Genomic DNA, 14,095 nt, shown 5'->3' on the forward strand with positions numbered 1-14,095 from the left:
GGCGCGGCGGGTGTCTCACGCGTCCGCGACCGAGTCGAACGACACCTGCCCCCGCGTCACGCCCCGCGCATCGGCGTCCACCGAGCGGCGCAGCGCCTCGTGCAGCTTCGCCGGGGTGAGCACGCCGAGGAAGCGAGCGCCGTCCAGCACCGCGACCCACCCGGCGTCGTACTGCAACATCATGCCGAACGCCTGCTTCAGCGGCGCGCCCACCGGAACCCACGCGGTCATCCGGTGCGTGCGGTCCTCGACCGTGCCGCCCCTCGCGAGCTCGTCGATGCCGACCCAGCCGTGCAGATCACCGTGCGCGTCGAGAACGACGGCCCACCGGGCGCCCTCGGCCCGCAACCGCTCCAGGGCCCTTTCGGCGGGCTCGTCCAGCCGGGCCGCGGGCGGCTGCTGAAGGTCGTCCGGCTCGATCGCGGTGACCGACAGCCGCTTCAGCCCCCGGTCGGCACCCACGAAGGAGGCGACGTACGGGGTCGCGGGCGCGCCGAGCACCGCGCCGGGCGTGTCGAACTGCTCGATCCGGCCCTGCCCGTACACGGCGATGCGGTCACCGAGCCGCACCGCCTCCTCGATGTCGTGCGTGACCAGCAGCACGGTCTTGCGCACGGCGGCCTGCATCCGCAGGAACTCGTCCTGCAGCTGCTCGCGCACCACCGGGTCGACCGCGCCGAACGGCTCGTCCATCAGCAGCACCGGCGGGTCGGCCGCGAGCGCCCGCGCCACGCCGACCCGCTGCCGCTGCCCGCCCGACAGCTGCTCCGGATAGCGCGGCCCGTACGTCTTCGGGTCGAGGCCCACCAGGTCCAGCAGTTCGGCGGCCCGCGCCCGCGCCGTCGCCCGCTTCCAGCCGAGCAGCGCGGGCACGGTGGCGGTGTTGTCCAGGACGGTGCGATGCGGAAACAGGCCGACCTGCTGGATGACGTACCCGATGCGGCGGCGCAGCCGCACCGGGTCGACGCCGGCGATGTCCTCGCCGTCGACGAGGATCCGGCCGGAGGTCGGCTCGATCAGCCGGTTGACCATCATCATGGTCGTCGTCTTGCCGCAGCCCGACGGGCCGACGAGCGTGACCAGCTCTCCCTCGGCCACCTCGAAGGAGAGGCCGTCCACCGCCGTCGTACCGTCCGGATACCGCTTGGTGACCTGCTCGAACCGGATCATGTCCGCACGCTAACGGGGCCGCGCACGCGGCGCGCGGCGGTAGCGTCCGCCGGGTGGCGCAGGCCGTGACCCATTCGGGGGACGGGCCCAGCGGATCACGGTCGGCGGAACGCTCCGTCAGCTGAGCAGGACCACTTCCAGCGTGCGCGGACCGTGCACGCCCTCCACCCGGTCCAGCTCGATGTCGCTGGTGGCCGACGGGCCGGAGATCCAGGTCAACGGGCGTGCCGGGTCGAGACGTTCGAGGGCCTGCGGGACCGAGGACACCACCTGGTCCGGGACCCGCACGACACAGATGTGGTGGTCCGGGATGAGGGAGATACGGCGCCGGCCCTGGTCGGGAGAGCCGTCCAGGACGATCGTGCCCGTCTCGGCGATCGCCACGGCACACCCCGTCACCACGCTGTCCACCTGGTCCAGCCGCTGCGCCGTGCTCACCGCCCGGTCGTGGATCCGCACCGGGTCCGCGGCGGACATCCACTCCGGCGGCAGCCCGGGAGGCACCAGCACCTCCTGGGAACCGTGCTGGTTCAGCAGCCGCATGACGAGATACGGCAGCTCCTCGGCGTCGCTGCGGTGCACGATGGCCCGGTAGTCCGCCAGGTTCCCGGCCAGCAGCTCCACCGTCTGCTCCGTCGTGCGGGCCCCGTGCTCGCGCAGGTAGTCGCGGGGCACGGCCTCCGCGTACGGCCGCTCGTCCGGTGTCACATCGGCGAGGGCGCGCCGCACCCGGCCCAGGATCCTTTCCCTGCTGCTCACTTGGTGCCGTCCTTTCCACCGCGGGTGCGCTGCCACCAGTCCCGGAAGGGTTCCGCCGGTACGGCGGGCAGGTCCCGGGTGCCGCTCCAGGCCCTGCCCGGGCCCGGCAGGGTACGGGGGTGCAGCCGGCGGGTGCGGGAGGCGAGCCGCTGGCCCGAGCGCAGGGCGGCGGGGCGGGTGAAAGCCCAGCGCGCCGCGCGCATGGCCGCCCGCTCGGCCGCGTGCCCCTTGGCCGGCCTCAGCATCACCTTGTTGCCCTGCCGCACCGCCGGACCGCCCTCCACGACCCGCTCCCGCAGATGCACCAGCACCTCGGGGATGTCGATGGCGACCGGGCACACCTCGTAGCAGGCGCCGCACAGGCTCGACGCGTACGGCAGTGAGGCATCGATCTCGCTCGCCGTGCCCCGGAGCTGGGGGCTGAGGATGGCGCCGATCGGGCCCGGATAGACCGAGCCGTAGGCGTGGCCCCCCGCCCGCTCGTACACGGGGCACACATTCAGGCAGGCCGAGCAGCGGATGCAGCGCAGGGCCTGGCGGCCGACCTGGTCGGCGAGCGTGTCGGTGCGGCCGTTGTCCAGCAGGACGAGGTGGAAGGTCCGGGGTCCGTCGCCGTCCGTGGTGCCGGTCCACATGCTCGTGTACGGGTTCATGCGCTCGGCGGTGGAGGAGCGGGGGAGGGTCTGCAGGAAGACCTCCAGGTCACGCCAGGTGGGCACGATCTTCTCGATGCCCACGACCGAGATCAGCGTCTCGGGGAGCGTCAGGCACATCCGGCCGTTGCCCTCGGACTCGACGACGACGAGCGTGCCGGTCTCGGCGACCATGAAGTTGGCACCGGAGATGCCGACCCTGGCGCGCAGGAACTTCTCCCGCAGGTGCAGCCTGGCGGCCTCGGCGAGTTCGGCGGGGGCGTCGGTCAGATCCTCGGGAGCGGGCCGGCCCCACTCGCCCATCTGCGAGCGGAAGATGTCCCGGATCTCGCGCCGGTTGCGGTGGATGGCCGGCACGAGGATGTGCGAGGGCCGGTCCTCGCCCAACTGCACGATGAGCTCGGCGAGATCGGTCTCATAGGCGTGGATGCCTTCTTCGAGAAGGGCTTCGTTGAGCCCGATCTCCTGTGTGGCCATCGACTTGACCTTGACGACCTCCGACTCGCCGGTCGCCTTGACGAGTTCGGCGACGATCCGGTTGGCCTCGTCGGCGTCGGCGGCCCAGTGGACCGTGCCGCCGGCCGCCGTGACCGACTCCTCCAACTGCACCAGATAGCGGTCGAGGTGGCGCAGGGTGTGGTCCTTGATCCGGCGGCCCGCCTCGCGCAGCGCGGCCCAGTCGTCCAACTCGGCCACCGCGCGGGCCCGCTTGGCGCGGATGGTGTGCGTGGCGTGCCGCAGGTTGCCCCGCAGGGTCGCGTTGCCCAGGGCGTCGTGAGCCGCCTTCGGAAAGGCCGGCATGCCGACGAACGTTCCGCTCATGCCGCCGGTTCCTCCTCCGTGCTCGCCAGGATCTCCGCGATGTGCACCGGCCGCACGGTCGTACCCAGCCGGCTCATCGTGCCGCCGATGTGCATCAGACACGAGTTGTCGGCCGCGCACAGCACCTCCGCGCCCGTCGACTCGGCGTTGCGCACCTTGTCCGCGCCCATCGCCGCCGACACCTCGGCGTTCTTCAGCGCGAACGTGCCCCCGAACCCACAGCACTCCTCGGCACCCGGCAGCTCGACCAGCTCCAGCCCCTTGACCGCCTGCAGCAGCCGGCGCGGCCGGTCGCCGAGGCCCAGGCTCCGCAGGCCGTGGCAGGTCGGATGGTAGGTGACCTTGTGCGGGTAGTAGGCGCCGACGTCCGTCACGCCCAGCACGTCCACCACGAACTCCGTCAACTCGTACGTCTTCGGCACCACCGGTGCCAGCGTCCGCGCCAGCGAGTCCCCTCGCCCCTCGGCGCGCGCCCGCTCGCCCATCCGCGGATACAGCTCCCGCACCATCGCCCCGCAGGATCCGGAGGGAGTGACGATCGCGTCGTACTCGCGGAAGACATCGGAGAAGTGCCGGGCCAGCGGCTCGGCCTCGTGGCGGTAACCGGTGTTGTAGTGCGCCTGCCCGCAGCAGCTCTGGCCCATCGGGAAGTCGACGTCGACACCCAGCCTGGTCAGGAGTTTCACCACAGCACGGCCGGTGTCCGGATAGAGCGTGTCGTTGACACAGGTCAGGAACAGGGCGACACGCATCGCGGCTCCTCGGGATCGGTCATCGGACGAGTGCAGGGTAGTGGGCGAACACCGCCGAAGGGAGACCGCCGCTCACCGTGTGGCGAGCCTTGCCTCGGCCTCCCGCCAGCGCGCACTGTCGCCGCGGGGCGTGTACCGGGTGAGCGGCTGGGTACGGATGAGCAGCCGGCGCATCGCGGCCAGGTCGCCGACCAGCCCGTGGGCGCGGGCCTGGACCAGGACGTTGCCGAGGGCCGCCGCCTCCGTGGCACCGGCCACCACGGGCAGCCCGCAGGCGTCGGCGGTCAGCTGGCACAGCAGCGCGTTGCGGGTGCCGCCGCCGACGACGTACACCACGTCCACCGGACGGTCGGCCAGCCGCTGGGCGTCCTCGACGGCCCGGCGGTGGGCGAGGGCCAGCGAGTCCAGGATGCACCGGGTGATCTCGCCCCGCGTCGCCGGCACCGGCTGCCCCGACGCCCGGCACGCCTCGGCGATCCGCTGCGGCATCCGCCCCGGCGCCAGGAACCTCTCGTCCCCGGCGTCCACCACCGACCGCAGCGCCCGCACGGTACCGGCCTCGCGCAACAGCAGCCCCAAGTCCGTTTCACCCCAGTCCCGTTGGCACTCCTGGAGCAGCCACAGCCCCATGATGTTGCGCAGGTACCGGACCGTACCGTCGAGTCCGAGCTCGTTGGTGAAGTTGGCGGCCCGGCTCTCCTCGGTGAGCACCGGAGCGGTCAGCTCCAGACCCGCCAGGGACCAGGTGCCGGTGCAGATGTAGGCGAAGGCCTCGCCGGCCGCCGGGACGGCGGCCACCGCGGAGGCGGTGTCGTGCGAGCCGACGGCCGTCACCGGCACGGGACCGGTCAGCCCGGTGTCCTCCAGCACCTCCGGCCGCAGCAGCCCGGCCGGATCGCCGGGCTGCCGCAGCGGCGCGAACAGCCCGAGGTCAATACCGAGCCGCTCGGCGATGCCGTAGGACCACGTCCGTGTCCGGGGATCCACGAGCTGGGTCGTGGAGGCGTTGGTCAGCTCGGTGCCCTGCTCCCCGGTCAGCCAGTACGACATCAGATCCGGAATGAGCAACAGCCGCTCTGCGTAGGTCAGTTGGCGCTTCTCGCGGGCCGCCGCCAGCTGGTACAGGGTGTTGAAGGGCGCGTACTGGATGCCCGTCGCCGCGTACAGCTCCCCGGCCGGTACGCTCGCCCACACCTTCTCCGCGACCCCCTCCGTGCGGGCGTCGCGATAGTGCACCGGGTTGCCCAGCAGGGCCCCGTCGGCGTCCAGCAGGCCGTAGTCGACGGCCCAGCTGTCGATGCCGACGGAATCCACCCGGCCCGCCGCCCGGAGCCCGTCCAGGACCCCGCCGTACAGCGCGAGGACGTCCCAGTGCAGCCCCTCCGCGAGGCGCACCGGCCGGTTGGGGAACCGGTGCGCCTCGCTCAGCTCCAGCGAGTCCGGGCTCACCCGGCCGACCATCACCCGCCCGCTGGAGGCGCCGAGGTCGACCGCGGCGTACGACTTCACACTCGCGCTCATCGCAGGAACGCGGCCGCCACACCCGCGTCGACCGGGACGTGCAGCCCGGTGGTGTGGGTCAGGTCCCCGCCGGTGAGCGCGAACACGGCGTTCGCCACGTGCTCGGGCAGCACCTCGCGCTTGAGGAGGGTCCGCTGGGCGTAGAACTCGCCCAGCTTCTCCTCCGGCACCCCGTACACCGCCGCCCGCTGGGCACCCCAGCCGCCCGCGAAGATCCCGGAACCGCGCACCACACCGTCCGGGTTGACCCCGTTGACCCGGATGCCGTGCTCGCCCAACTCGGCCGCCAGCAGCCGTACTTGGTGGGCCTGGTCCGCCTTGGCGGCGGAGTAGGCGATGTTGTTCGGCCCGGCGAAGACCGCGTTCTTGGAGGCGATGTAGACGATGTCACCGCCCAGCCCCTGCGCGATCATCACCCGCGCCGCCTCCCGCGAGACGAGGAAGGAACCGCGGGCCATGATGTCGTGCTGGAGGTCCCAGTCGCGTGCCGAAGTCTCCAGCAGCGGCCTGGAGATGGAGATTCCGGCGTTGTTGACGACGAGGTCGACTCCGCCGAAGGCGAGTACCGCCGTCTTGAAGGCCTCCGCGATCCGCTCCTCGGACGTGACGTCGACGGTGACGGCGACCGCCTTGTCCGGCCCGCCCAGTTCCCCGGCCACTGCCTGGGCGCTCTCGCCGTTCAGATCGGCGACGACGACACACGCGCCCTCGGCCGCCAGCCGGTGCGCGATGGCCTTCCCGATCCCGCTGCCCGCACCGGTCACCAGCGCCACCCGGGTCGCCAGCGGCTTCGGCTTCGGCATCCGCCGGAGCTTGGCCTCCTCCAGCGCCCAGTACTCGATGCGGAACTTCTCCGACTCCTCGATCGGCGCATACGCCGACACCGACTCCGCGCCGCGCATCACATGGATGGCGTTGACGTAGAACTCGCCGGCCACGCGAGCGGTCTGCTTGTCCCTGCCGAAGCTGAACATGCCCACGCCGGGGACGAGCACGACGGCCGGGTCGGCGCCGCGCATGGCGGGGGAGTCGGGCAGGGCGTGCCGCTGGTAGTACGCGGCGTACTCCTCCCGGTACTCGGCATGCAGCTCCTTCAGCCGGGCCACGGCCTCCTCCAGCGGCGCGGTGGGCGGCAGGTCCAGCACCAGCGGCCGTACCTTCGTGCGCAGGAAGTGGTCGGGGCAGGAGGTGCCCAGCGCGGCCAGCCGGGGATGTTCGGCGCGGGCGAGGAAGTCCAGTACGGCGTCGGAGTCGTCGAAGTGCCCGACCTGCGCCCTGTCCCGCGAGGCGAGCGCCCGCACGTACGGCGCGAGGGCGGCGGCCCGCTCCCGGCGCTCCGCCTCGGGCAGGGCCCCGTACCCTTCGATCACGGGCCCGAAGGGCTCCGGCTTCCCGCGCTCGACGAGAAACGCCTCCGCGGTACGGATGATGTGCAGCGAGTTGCGCTCGCACTCCTCGGCGGTGTCCCCCCACGCGGTGATCCCGTGCCCGCCCAGCACCACACCGATGGCCTGCGGGTTGGCCTGCTTGACCGCCGCGATGTCCAGCCCCAGCCGGAACCCCGGCCGCCGCCACGGCACCCATGCCACCGCGTCGCCGAAGCACTCGGCGGTCAGCTTCTCCCCGTCGGCCGCGCAGGCGAGCGCGATCCCGGAGTCCGGGTGCAGATGATCGACGTGGGCGGCGTCCACCAGCCCGTGCATCGCGGTGTCGATGGACGGCGCGGCCCCGCCCTTGCCGTGCAGGCAGTAGTCGAACGCGCCGACCATCTCGTCCTCGCGCTCCACACCGGGGTACACGCCGACGAGCGCCCGCAGCCGGTCCAGCCGCAACACCGCGAGCCCTGATTCGGTGAGCGTTCCGAGATCCCCGCCTGATCCCTTGACCCATATCAGCTCGACATCACCCCCGGTCACGGGGTCGGTCTCGGTGCCCTTGGCGGACGCGTTGCCGCCGGCGTAGTTGGTGTTACGGGGATCGGAGCCGAGTCGATGGGATCGCGCGAGCAGGGCGGCGGCTTCGGGATGGGTGGACATGAGACCGGTTCCTTTCCAGAGGGCGATGCGTGTAAAAGGGGCGCGGGGAACTGCGCGAGCAACCACAACGGAGCCGCACTCCGCGCCGAAGCGGCACACGGCAGGCGCTTACGCCCCCCACCCGGCCTGCTGTCCCCCGACCCGCTCAGCGAGGACCTTCTCGGCCCATCCGGACCGCGCATACGCGGCAATGGGATCGGGGTCCAACCCCATCTCCTCCCGCACCTCTCGAAGCAACGGCCGCACATCCGTGTTGTACGCGTCCATCAGCACGGCGTTGGCGCCGAGAACATCTCCCGCGGCCTGAGCCTCGGCCAACGCCGACCGGTCGACGAGCAGCGCCTTCGCCGTGGCCTCCTGCACGTTCATCACCGACCGGATGATCGCCGGAATCTTCGCCTCGATGTTGTGGCACTGATCGAGCATGAACGCGACGTCCGGCCCGAACCCGCCCCCGCGCACGACCTCGTACATGATCCGGAACAGCTGGAACGGATCGGCCGCACCCACCATCAGGTCGTCGTCGGCGTAGAACCGGGAGTTGAAGTCGAAGCCCCCCAGCTTCCCCTCCCGCAGCAGCGTGGCCACGATGAACTCGATGTTGGTGCCGGGAGCGTGGTGCCCCGTGTCGACGACGACCTGTGCCTTCGGGCCCAGCTTCAAGCAGTGCGCGTACGCCGTCCCCCAGTCCGGGACATCGGTCGTATAGAACGCCGGCTCGAAGAACTTGTACTCCAGCAGCATCCGCTGCCGGTCGCCCAGCCGCTCGTACACCTCGGCCAGCCCCTCCGCCAACCGGTCCTGCCGCGCCCGCACATCATCCTGCCCGGGATAGTTCGTACCGTCCGCGAACCACAGCTTCAGATCGGCGGAGCCCGTCGCGTCCATGATGTCGACGCACTCCAGCAGATGGTCGACGGCCTTGCGCCGCACCGCCGCGTCCGGATGGCAGATGCTGCCCAGCTTGTAGTCGTCGTCCTGGAAGGTGTTGGAGTTGACCGCCCCGAGCTTCACGCCCCGCTCCTCGGCGAACCCGGCCAGCGCGGCATAGTCCTCGACCCGGTCCCAGGGGATGTGCAGGGCCACGGTCGGCGCGACACCGGTGAGCGCGTGCACCTGGGCCGCGTCCTCGACCTTCTCCTGCGGTGTGCGGGGAACGCCCGCTTGCGCGAACACCTTGAAGCGCGTCCCCGAGTTCCCGTAGGCCCACGACGGTGTCTCGACGGCCTGGGTCTTCAGCGCGGCCTTCACCGCGGCGAGGTCGGTCACTTCGGGCTCCTGTGGCATCGGGCCAGAAAGGCTTTCGTGTGAAACGATTCAGGACGTGAAGCTATGAGCACCTCGAGGGCGTGTCAAGCCCTGTGTCCAGTCATGTTTTCCGTGACCTGGGAGTGACCTTCGACTATCGAAATCTTTTCGGGCGACAGCCATTGACGTGACATGTCTGCCGTGCCTAACGTCCCCGCCATCCAGTTGAAACCTTTCACGACGCTGCGACGGCTCTCCGACATCGCCGCCGCGCGGGCGTCGTCGAGGAGCCACCCATGACCCACCCGTCCGACACGGGACCGGCCCCGGTGCTGGCGCTGAGGGACGTCGTCAAGTCCTTCGGTGCCGTACGCGCCCTGCGGGGCGTCTCCCTCGAGCTGTTCGCCGGTGAGGTCCACGCCCTCGCCGGTGAGAACGGCGCGGGCAAGTCGACCCTGATCAAGACGCTTGCCGGGGTGCACCGTCCGGATGCCGGCCACGTGCTGCTCGACGGTGAGCCCGTCCAGTTCCACGGGCCCGGCGACGCCCGCGACGCCGGGATCGCCGTGATCTACCAGGAGCCCACGCTCTTTCCCGACCTGTCGATCGCCGAGAACATCTTCATGGGCCGCCAGCCGAGGCGCGCGCTCGGTCGTATCGACCACAAGGCCACCCGCGACGCCACCGCCGCCCTGATGAAGCGCCTCGGCGTCGGCCTCGACCCCGACCGCCCCGCACGCGGTCTGTCCATCGCCGACCAGCAGATCGTCGAGATCGCCAAGGCGCTGTCCTTCGACGCCCGGGTCCTCATCATGGACGAGCCCACCGCGGCCCTCACCGGCAGCGAGGTCGCCCGGCTCTTCGGTGTCGTGCGCACCCTGCGCGAACAGGGCGCGGCGGTGCTGTTCATCTCCCACCGGCTGGAGGAGATCTTCGAGATCTGCCAGAAGGTGACCACCCTGCGCGACGGCGCCTGGATCGCCGGCGAGCCGCTGGCCGGCATGACCGAGGACGACCTCGTCCGCCGGATGGTCGGCCGCGACCTCGACGAGCTCTACCCCAAGCAGGAGGTGGCGCCGGGCGAAGTGGCACTGAGCGTGCGCCGGCTGACCCGCGAGGGCGTCTTCACGGACGTGTCCTTCGAGGTGCGGCGCGGTGAGATCGTCGGCCTCGCGGGGCTGGTGGGCGCCGGGCGTACCGAGGTGGCCCGCGCGGTGTTCGGCATCGACCGCTGGGACGCCGGGGAGGTCGAGGTCGACGGCCGGAAGCTGACCAATGGCGCGCCGTCCACGGCGATGGCCGCCGGGCTCGCCCTCGTCCCCGAGGACCGGCGCGCCCAGGGCCTGGTGATGGACATGTCCATCGAGCGGAACATCGGCCTGACCGGGCTGCGGACGACCGTGAAGGCCGGGCTGGTGGACCGGGGTGCCGAGCGCAGCCGGTCGCTGGACTGGGCGGTGAGGCTCCAGGTGAAGTACGCCCGGATCGCCGACGCCGTCTCCACGCTCTCCGGCGGCAACCAGCAGAAGGTGGTCCTCGCCAAGTGGCTGGCCACCGACCCCAAGGTGCTGATCGTCGACGAGCCCACCCGGGGCATCGACGTCGGCACCAAGGCCGAGGTGCACCGGCTGCTGTCCCGGCTCGCCGCCGACGGGGTGGCGGTGCTGATGATCTCCTCCGACCTGCCGGAGATCCTCGGCATGGCCGACCGGGTGCTGGTGATGCACGAGGGCCGGCTCACCGCCGAGATCCCCCGTTCCGACGCCACCGAGGAAACCGTGATGGCCGCAGCCACCGGGAGGGCCGCGTGAGCGACGCACATATCGCAACAGCCCGCGCGCAGCGCGGTCGCCCGAGGGCGGCGGCGCAAGACGCTCTGGGCGCCGGGCCGCAGTCGACAACCCTCGCCGCAGCCACCAGGAGGGCCGCCGCATGACGGTGACCACCCCGAACCCCGCGCCTGTCGCCGAGACGCCCCGATCCAGCGGCACCCGCCTGGTCGACCGTGTCTTCAAGATGCGCGAACTCGCCATCCTGGTGGTCTTCCTGGCGATGATCGTGGTCACGCAGGCCGGCAACAGCCAGTTCCTGTCCGAGCAGGGCATCAAGGACCTGCTGCTGAACGCGACCATCCTGGTCCTGGTCGCCACCGGCCAGTCGCTGGTGGTCATCACCCGCAACGTCGACCTGTCCGTCGGCTCCACCCTCGGCATCAGCGCCTTCGCCGCCGGCAGCTATCTGCACGGCGGCGGCAACCCGGTCGTCGCGATCGTCCTCGCGGTGCTGCTCGGCATCGCCTTCGGCCTGGTGAACGGCCTGCTGGTCAGCCTCGGCCAGGTGCCCGCGCTGGTGGTCACCCTGGGCACCCTCTACATCATCCGCGGCATCGACTCCATCTGGGTCGGCTCCCGCCAGATCACCGCGGCCGACCTCCCCCCGGGCTTCGTCGACTTCGGATCCGGCGGCATCTCCGCCGTGCCGTACCTGGCGCTCATCGCCCTCGCCGTGCTGGTCGCCACCGCCTACTGTCTCAAGCACTTCCGCAGCGGCCGCGAGCTGTACGCCCTCGGCTCCAACCCGGAGGCCGCCCGCCTCGCCGGCATCCCGGTCCGCAGGCGCATCCTGCTCGCCTACACCCTCTGCGGCGCCCTCGCCGGCCTCGCCGGGGCCATGTACCTGGCCCGGTTCGGCAACGTCGACTCCGGCACCGGAAACGGTTACGAACTCACCGTCGTCAGCGCGGTCGTCGTCGGCGGTGTCGTCTTCACCGGCGGCTCGGGCAGCGTGTACGGCGCCGCGCTCGGCGCCCTGCTGCTGACCTCCGTCAACAGCGTGCTGCCCGCGCTCGGCGTCAGCTCCGTGTGGGTCCTCGCCATCAACGGCGTGCTGCTCCTGCTCGCCATCGCCGTGGACCGGATCGTCGCGCTGCGGGTGGCGGCCGCCCTGAAGAAGAAGTCGGCCTCCGCGAGGTCCGCCGTACAGAAGGGGGAGGCTCGTGCCTGAGTCCCTGACCCGTGCCGTCCGCTGGGACACGGTCGTCGGCGCCCTGCTGATCGTCCTGCTCCTGCTGTCCTTCTCCTTCGTCGACGGCTTCGGCAACGCCCTCAACCTGTCGTTCCTGATCGGCAACACCCTGCCCATCGCGCTGATCGCGCTGCCGATGACCCTCCTCGTCGTCTCCGGCGAGATCGACCTGTCGGTGGCCTCCACGGCCGGCCTGTCCGGCGCGGTGATGGGCAAGCTGTGGAACGAGGGCATGGCCATCGAGACGATCATCCCGCTGTGCCTGCTGCTCGGGGTGGTGTGCGGGCTCGTCAACGGCCTGCTGGTGACCCGGCTCGGGCTGCCGTCCCTCGCCGTCACCATCGGCACCCTCGCCGCCTACCGGGGCATCGCCCAGATCGTCCTCGGTTCCGACGCGGTCACCGACTTCCCCACCCAGTACCTCGACTTCGCCGCGGGACGCGTCGGGGACTCCTTCCTCCCACAGGCCTTCCTGCCCTTCCTGGCACTGCTCGCCGTCGCCGCCGTCGTCCTGCACGCCACCCCCTTCGGGCGCTCGCTGTTCGCGATCGGCGCCGGCGAGGAGGCCGCCCGGTTCGCCGGGATCCGGGTCAAGCGGGCCAAGCTGCTGCTGTTCGGCGCCACCGGCTTCATGGCCTCCCTCACCGGCGTCTTCTGGGCCCTGCACTACGCCAGCGCCCGCTACGACAACGCCACCGGCCTCGAACTCTCCGTCGTCGCGGCCGTGTTGCTCGGCGGCATCGACTTCGACGGCGGCAAGGGCACGCTCGGCGGCGCGATCGCCGGTGTGTTCCTGCTGGGGGCGCTGCAGAACGTGATGAGCCTGCTGAACGTCTCCGCGCAGTCGCAGATCGTCGTCACCGGCGTCCTGCTCGTCGTCTCCGTGCTCGGCCCCCGGGTCGCACGGCAGATCTCCGTCGCGAGGGCCGGCCGCAGAGCCGCCTCGGCGCCGGTGCCCAAGGCTCCCCCCACGCCTGCCGCATGACCCGTTCTTCCGCCCACCCCCGTAAAGGAAACCTCGCCATGCGCAAGTCGTCGATCCGCCGTGCCTGTGCGGCCCTCGCCGCCGCCACCTCCCTCGCACTCGCCCTCACCGCGTGTGGCGGCACCACCAAGAACGACGTGAAGAGCGACAGCGGCTCGGGCGCGGCGGCCGGCAAGGCCGACCCGAACGCGGCCACCAAGAAGGGCCTGACCGTCGGCTTCCTGCCCAAGCAGGTCAACAACCCCTACTTCACCTCCGCCGACAAGGGCGGCGAGCAGGCCCTCGCCGAACTCGGCTCGAAGTACAAGGAGGTCGGCCCCTCCAGCGCCACCGACACCTCCGGCCAGGTCTCCTACGTCAACACGCTCACCCAGCAGCAGGTCGACGCGATGGCGGTCTCCGCGCAGGACCCCGGCGCCCTGTGCACCGCGCTGAAGCAGGCCATGAAGAACGGCATCAAGGTCGTCACCTACGACTCCGACACCACCGCCGACTGCCGCAACGCCTTCGTCTCGCAGGCCAGTGCCGAGGACCTGGGCCGTACCGAGGTGCAGCTGCTCGCGCAGCAGATCGGCTACAAGGGCCAGATCGCGATCCTGTCGGCCGCGCAGACCGCGACCAACCAGAACACCTGGATCGGCTACATGAAGAAGGAGCTGGCGGACCCGAAGTACAAGGATGTCAAGCTGGTCAAGGTCGCCTACGGCAACGACGACGCCCAGCAGTCGTTCCAGCAGACCCAGGGCCTGCTCCAGCAGTACCCGGACCTGAAGGGGATCATCTCCCCGACCACCGTCGGCATCAAGGCGGCCGCCCAGTACCTCTCCGGCTCCAAGTACAAGGGCAAGGTCCAGCTGACCGGCCTCGGCACCCCCAACGACATGCGCAAGTACGTCAAGAACGGCACCGTCGGCGCCTTCGAGCTGTGGGACCCGGCGAAGCTCGGCGACCTGGCCGCGCGGACCGCGGTCGCGCTCGCCTCGGGACAGATCACCGGCAAGGAGGGCGAGACCTTCAAGGCCGGCGGCACGACGTACACCATCGGCAAGGACGGTGTGATCAACCTCGGCAAGCCGACCGTGTTCGACGCCAAGAACATCGACGACTTCGACTTCTGATCCAGGA

11 protein-coding genes are annotated in these 14,095 nt (G+C 71.1%); 4 read left to right on the forward strand and 7 right to left on the reverse strand.

Annotation, left to right across the window (positions count from 1 at the left end):
• Nucleotides 1–15: 15 nt before the first annotated feature.
• The 7 genes from LMU33_RS29585 to rhaI all read right to left on the reverse strand — a co-directional run bounded on the left by LMU33_RS29585 (nt 16) and on the right by rhaI (nt 8,982).
• On the reverse strand, nt 16–1,170 hold the full coding sequence (locus tag LMU33_RS29585; RefSeq protein WP_228623688.1) for a betaine/proline/choline family ABC transporter ATP-binding protein: 1,155 nt from the start codon (nt 1,168–1,170) through the stop codon (nt 16–18).
• Nucleotides 1,171–1,287: 117 nt separating this feature from the next.
• Complete coding sequence (locus LMU33_RS29590; RefSeq protein ID WP_228623689.1) at nt 1,288–1,929, reverse strand: LutC/YkgG family protein; 642 nt, start codon at nt 1,927–1,929, stop codon at nt 1,288–1,290.
• Nucleotides 1,926–3,404 (reverse strand): LutB/LldF family L-lactate oxidation iron-sulfur protein, encoded by a 1,479-nt coding sequence (locus LMU33_RS29595; protein WP_228623690.1) that lies wholly within the window; start codon nt 3,402–3,404, stop codon nt 1,926–1,928. The genes LMU33_RS29590 and LMU33_RS29595 overlap by 4 nt, the downstream gene beginning before the upstream one ends.
• Nucleotides 3,401–4,156, reverse strand: a complete 756-nt coding sequence (locus tag LMU33_RS29600; RefSeq protein WP_228623691.1) for a (Fe-S)-binding protein — start codon at nt 4,154–4,156, stop codon at nt 3,401–3,403. The genes LMU33_RS29595 and LMU33_RS29600 overlap by 4 nt, the downstream gene beginning before the upstream one ends.
• A 72-nt stretch (nt 4,157–4,228) precedes the next feature.
• The gene (locus LMU33_RS29605) at nt 4,229–5,677 is read right to left on the reverse strand and encodes a rhamnulokinase (protein WP_228623692.1); all 1,449 of its coding nucleotides are present in this window, start codon (nt 5,675–5,677) and stop codon (nt 4,229–4,231) included.
• Nucleotides 5,674–7,713: a bifunctional aldolase/short-chain dehydrogenase gene (locus LMU33_RS29610; RefSeq protein ID WP_228623693.1), complete on the reverse strand. Its 2,040-nt coding sequence runs from the start codon at nt 7,711–7,713 to the stop codon at nt 5,674–5,676. The genes LMU33_RS29605 and LMU33_RS29610 overlap by 4 nt, the downstream gene beginning before the upstream one ends.
• 108 nt (nt 7,714–7,821) lie before the next feature.
• Nucleotides 7,822–8,982 carry an L-rhamnose isomerase gene (gene rhaI / locus LMU33_RS29615; RefSeq protein WP_228623694.1) on the reverse strand — a complete coding sequence of 387 codons (1,161 nt, stop codon included), beginning with the start codon at nt 8,980–8,982 and terminating at the stop codon, nt 7,822–7,824.
• Nucleotides 8,983–9,257: 275 nt separating this feature from the next.
• On the opposite strand from rhaI, the gene LMU33_RS29620 reads away from it, so the two are divergent.
• The 4 genes from LMU33_RS29620 (at nt 9,258) to rhaS (ending at nt 14,088) form a co-directional block, all read left to right on the forward strand.
• The gene (locus LMU33_RS29620) at nt 9,258–10,772 is read left to right on the forward strand and encodes a sugar ABC transporter ATP-binding protein (protein ID WP_228623695.1); all 1,515 of its coding nucleotides are present in this window, start codon (nt 9,258–9,260) and stop codon (nt 10,770–10,772) included.
• A 121-nt stretch (nt 10,773–10,893) separates the two neighbouring features.
• Nucleotides 10,894–11,964, forward strand: coding sequence for an ABC transporter permease (locus tag LMU33_RS29625; RefSeq protein WP_228623696.1), 1,071 nt, complete (start codon nt 10,894–10,896; stop codon nt 11,962–11,964).
• Entirely contained in the window at nt 11,957–12,970 is a 1,014-nt protein-coding gene (locus LMU33_RS29630; protein WP_228623697.1) for an ABC transporter permease, read from the forward strand. The genes LMU33_RS29625 and LMU33_RS29630 overlap by 8 nt, the downstream gene beginning before the upstream one ends.
• Before the next feature lie 38 nt (nt 12,971–13,008).
• Complete coding sequence (gene rhaS, locus LMU33_RS29635) at nt 13,009–14,088, forward strand: rhamnose ABC transporter substrate-binding protein (RefSeq protein WP_228623698.1); 1,080 nt, start codon at nt 13,009–13,011, stop codon at nt 14,086–14,088.
• The last annotated feature ends 7 nt before the right edge of the window (nt 14,089–14,095 follow it).

The organism is Streptomyces barringtoniae (assembly GCF_020819595.1).
GTDB classification, from domain to species: Bacteria; Actinomycetota; Actinomycetes; order Streptomycetales; family Streptomycetaceae; genus Streptomyces; species Streptomyces barringtoniae.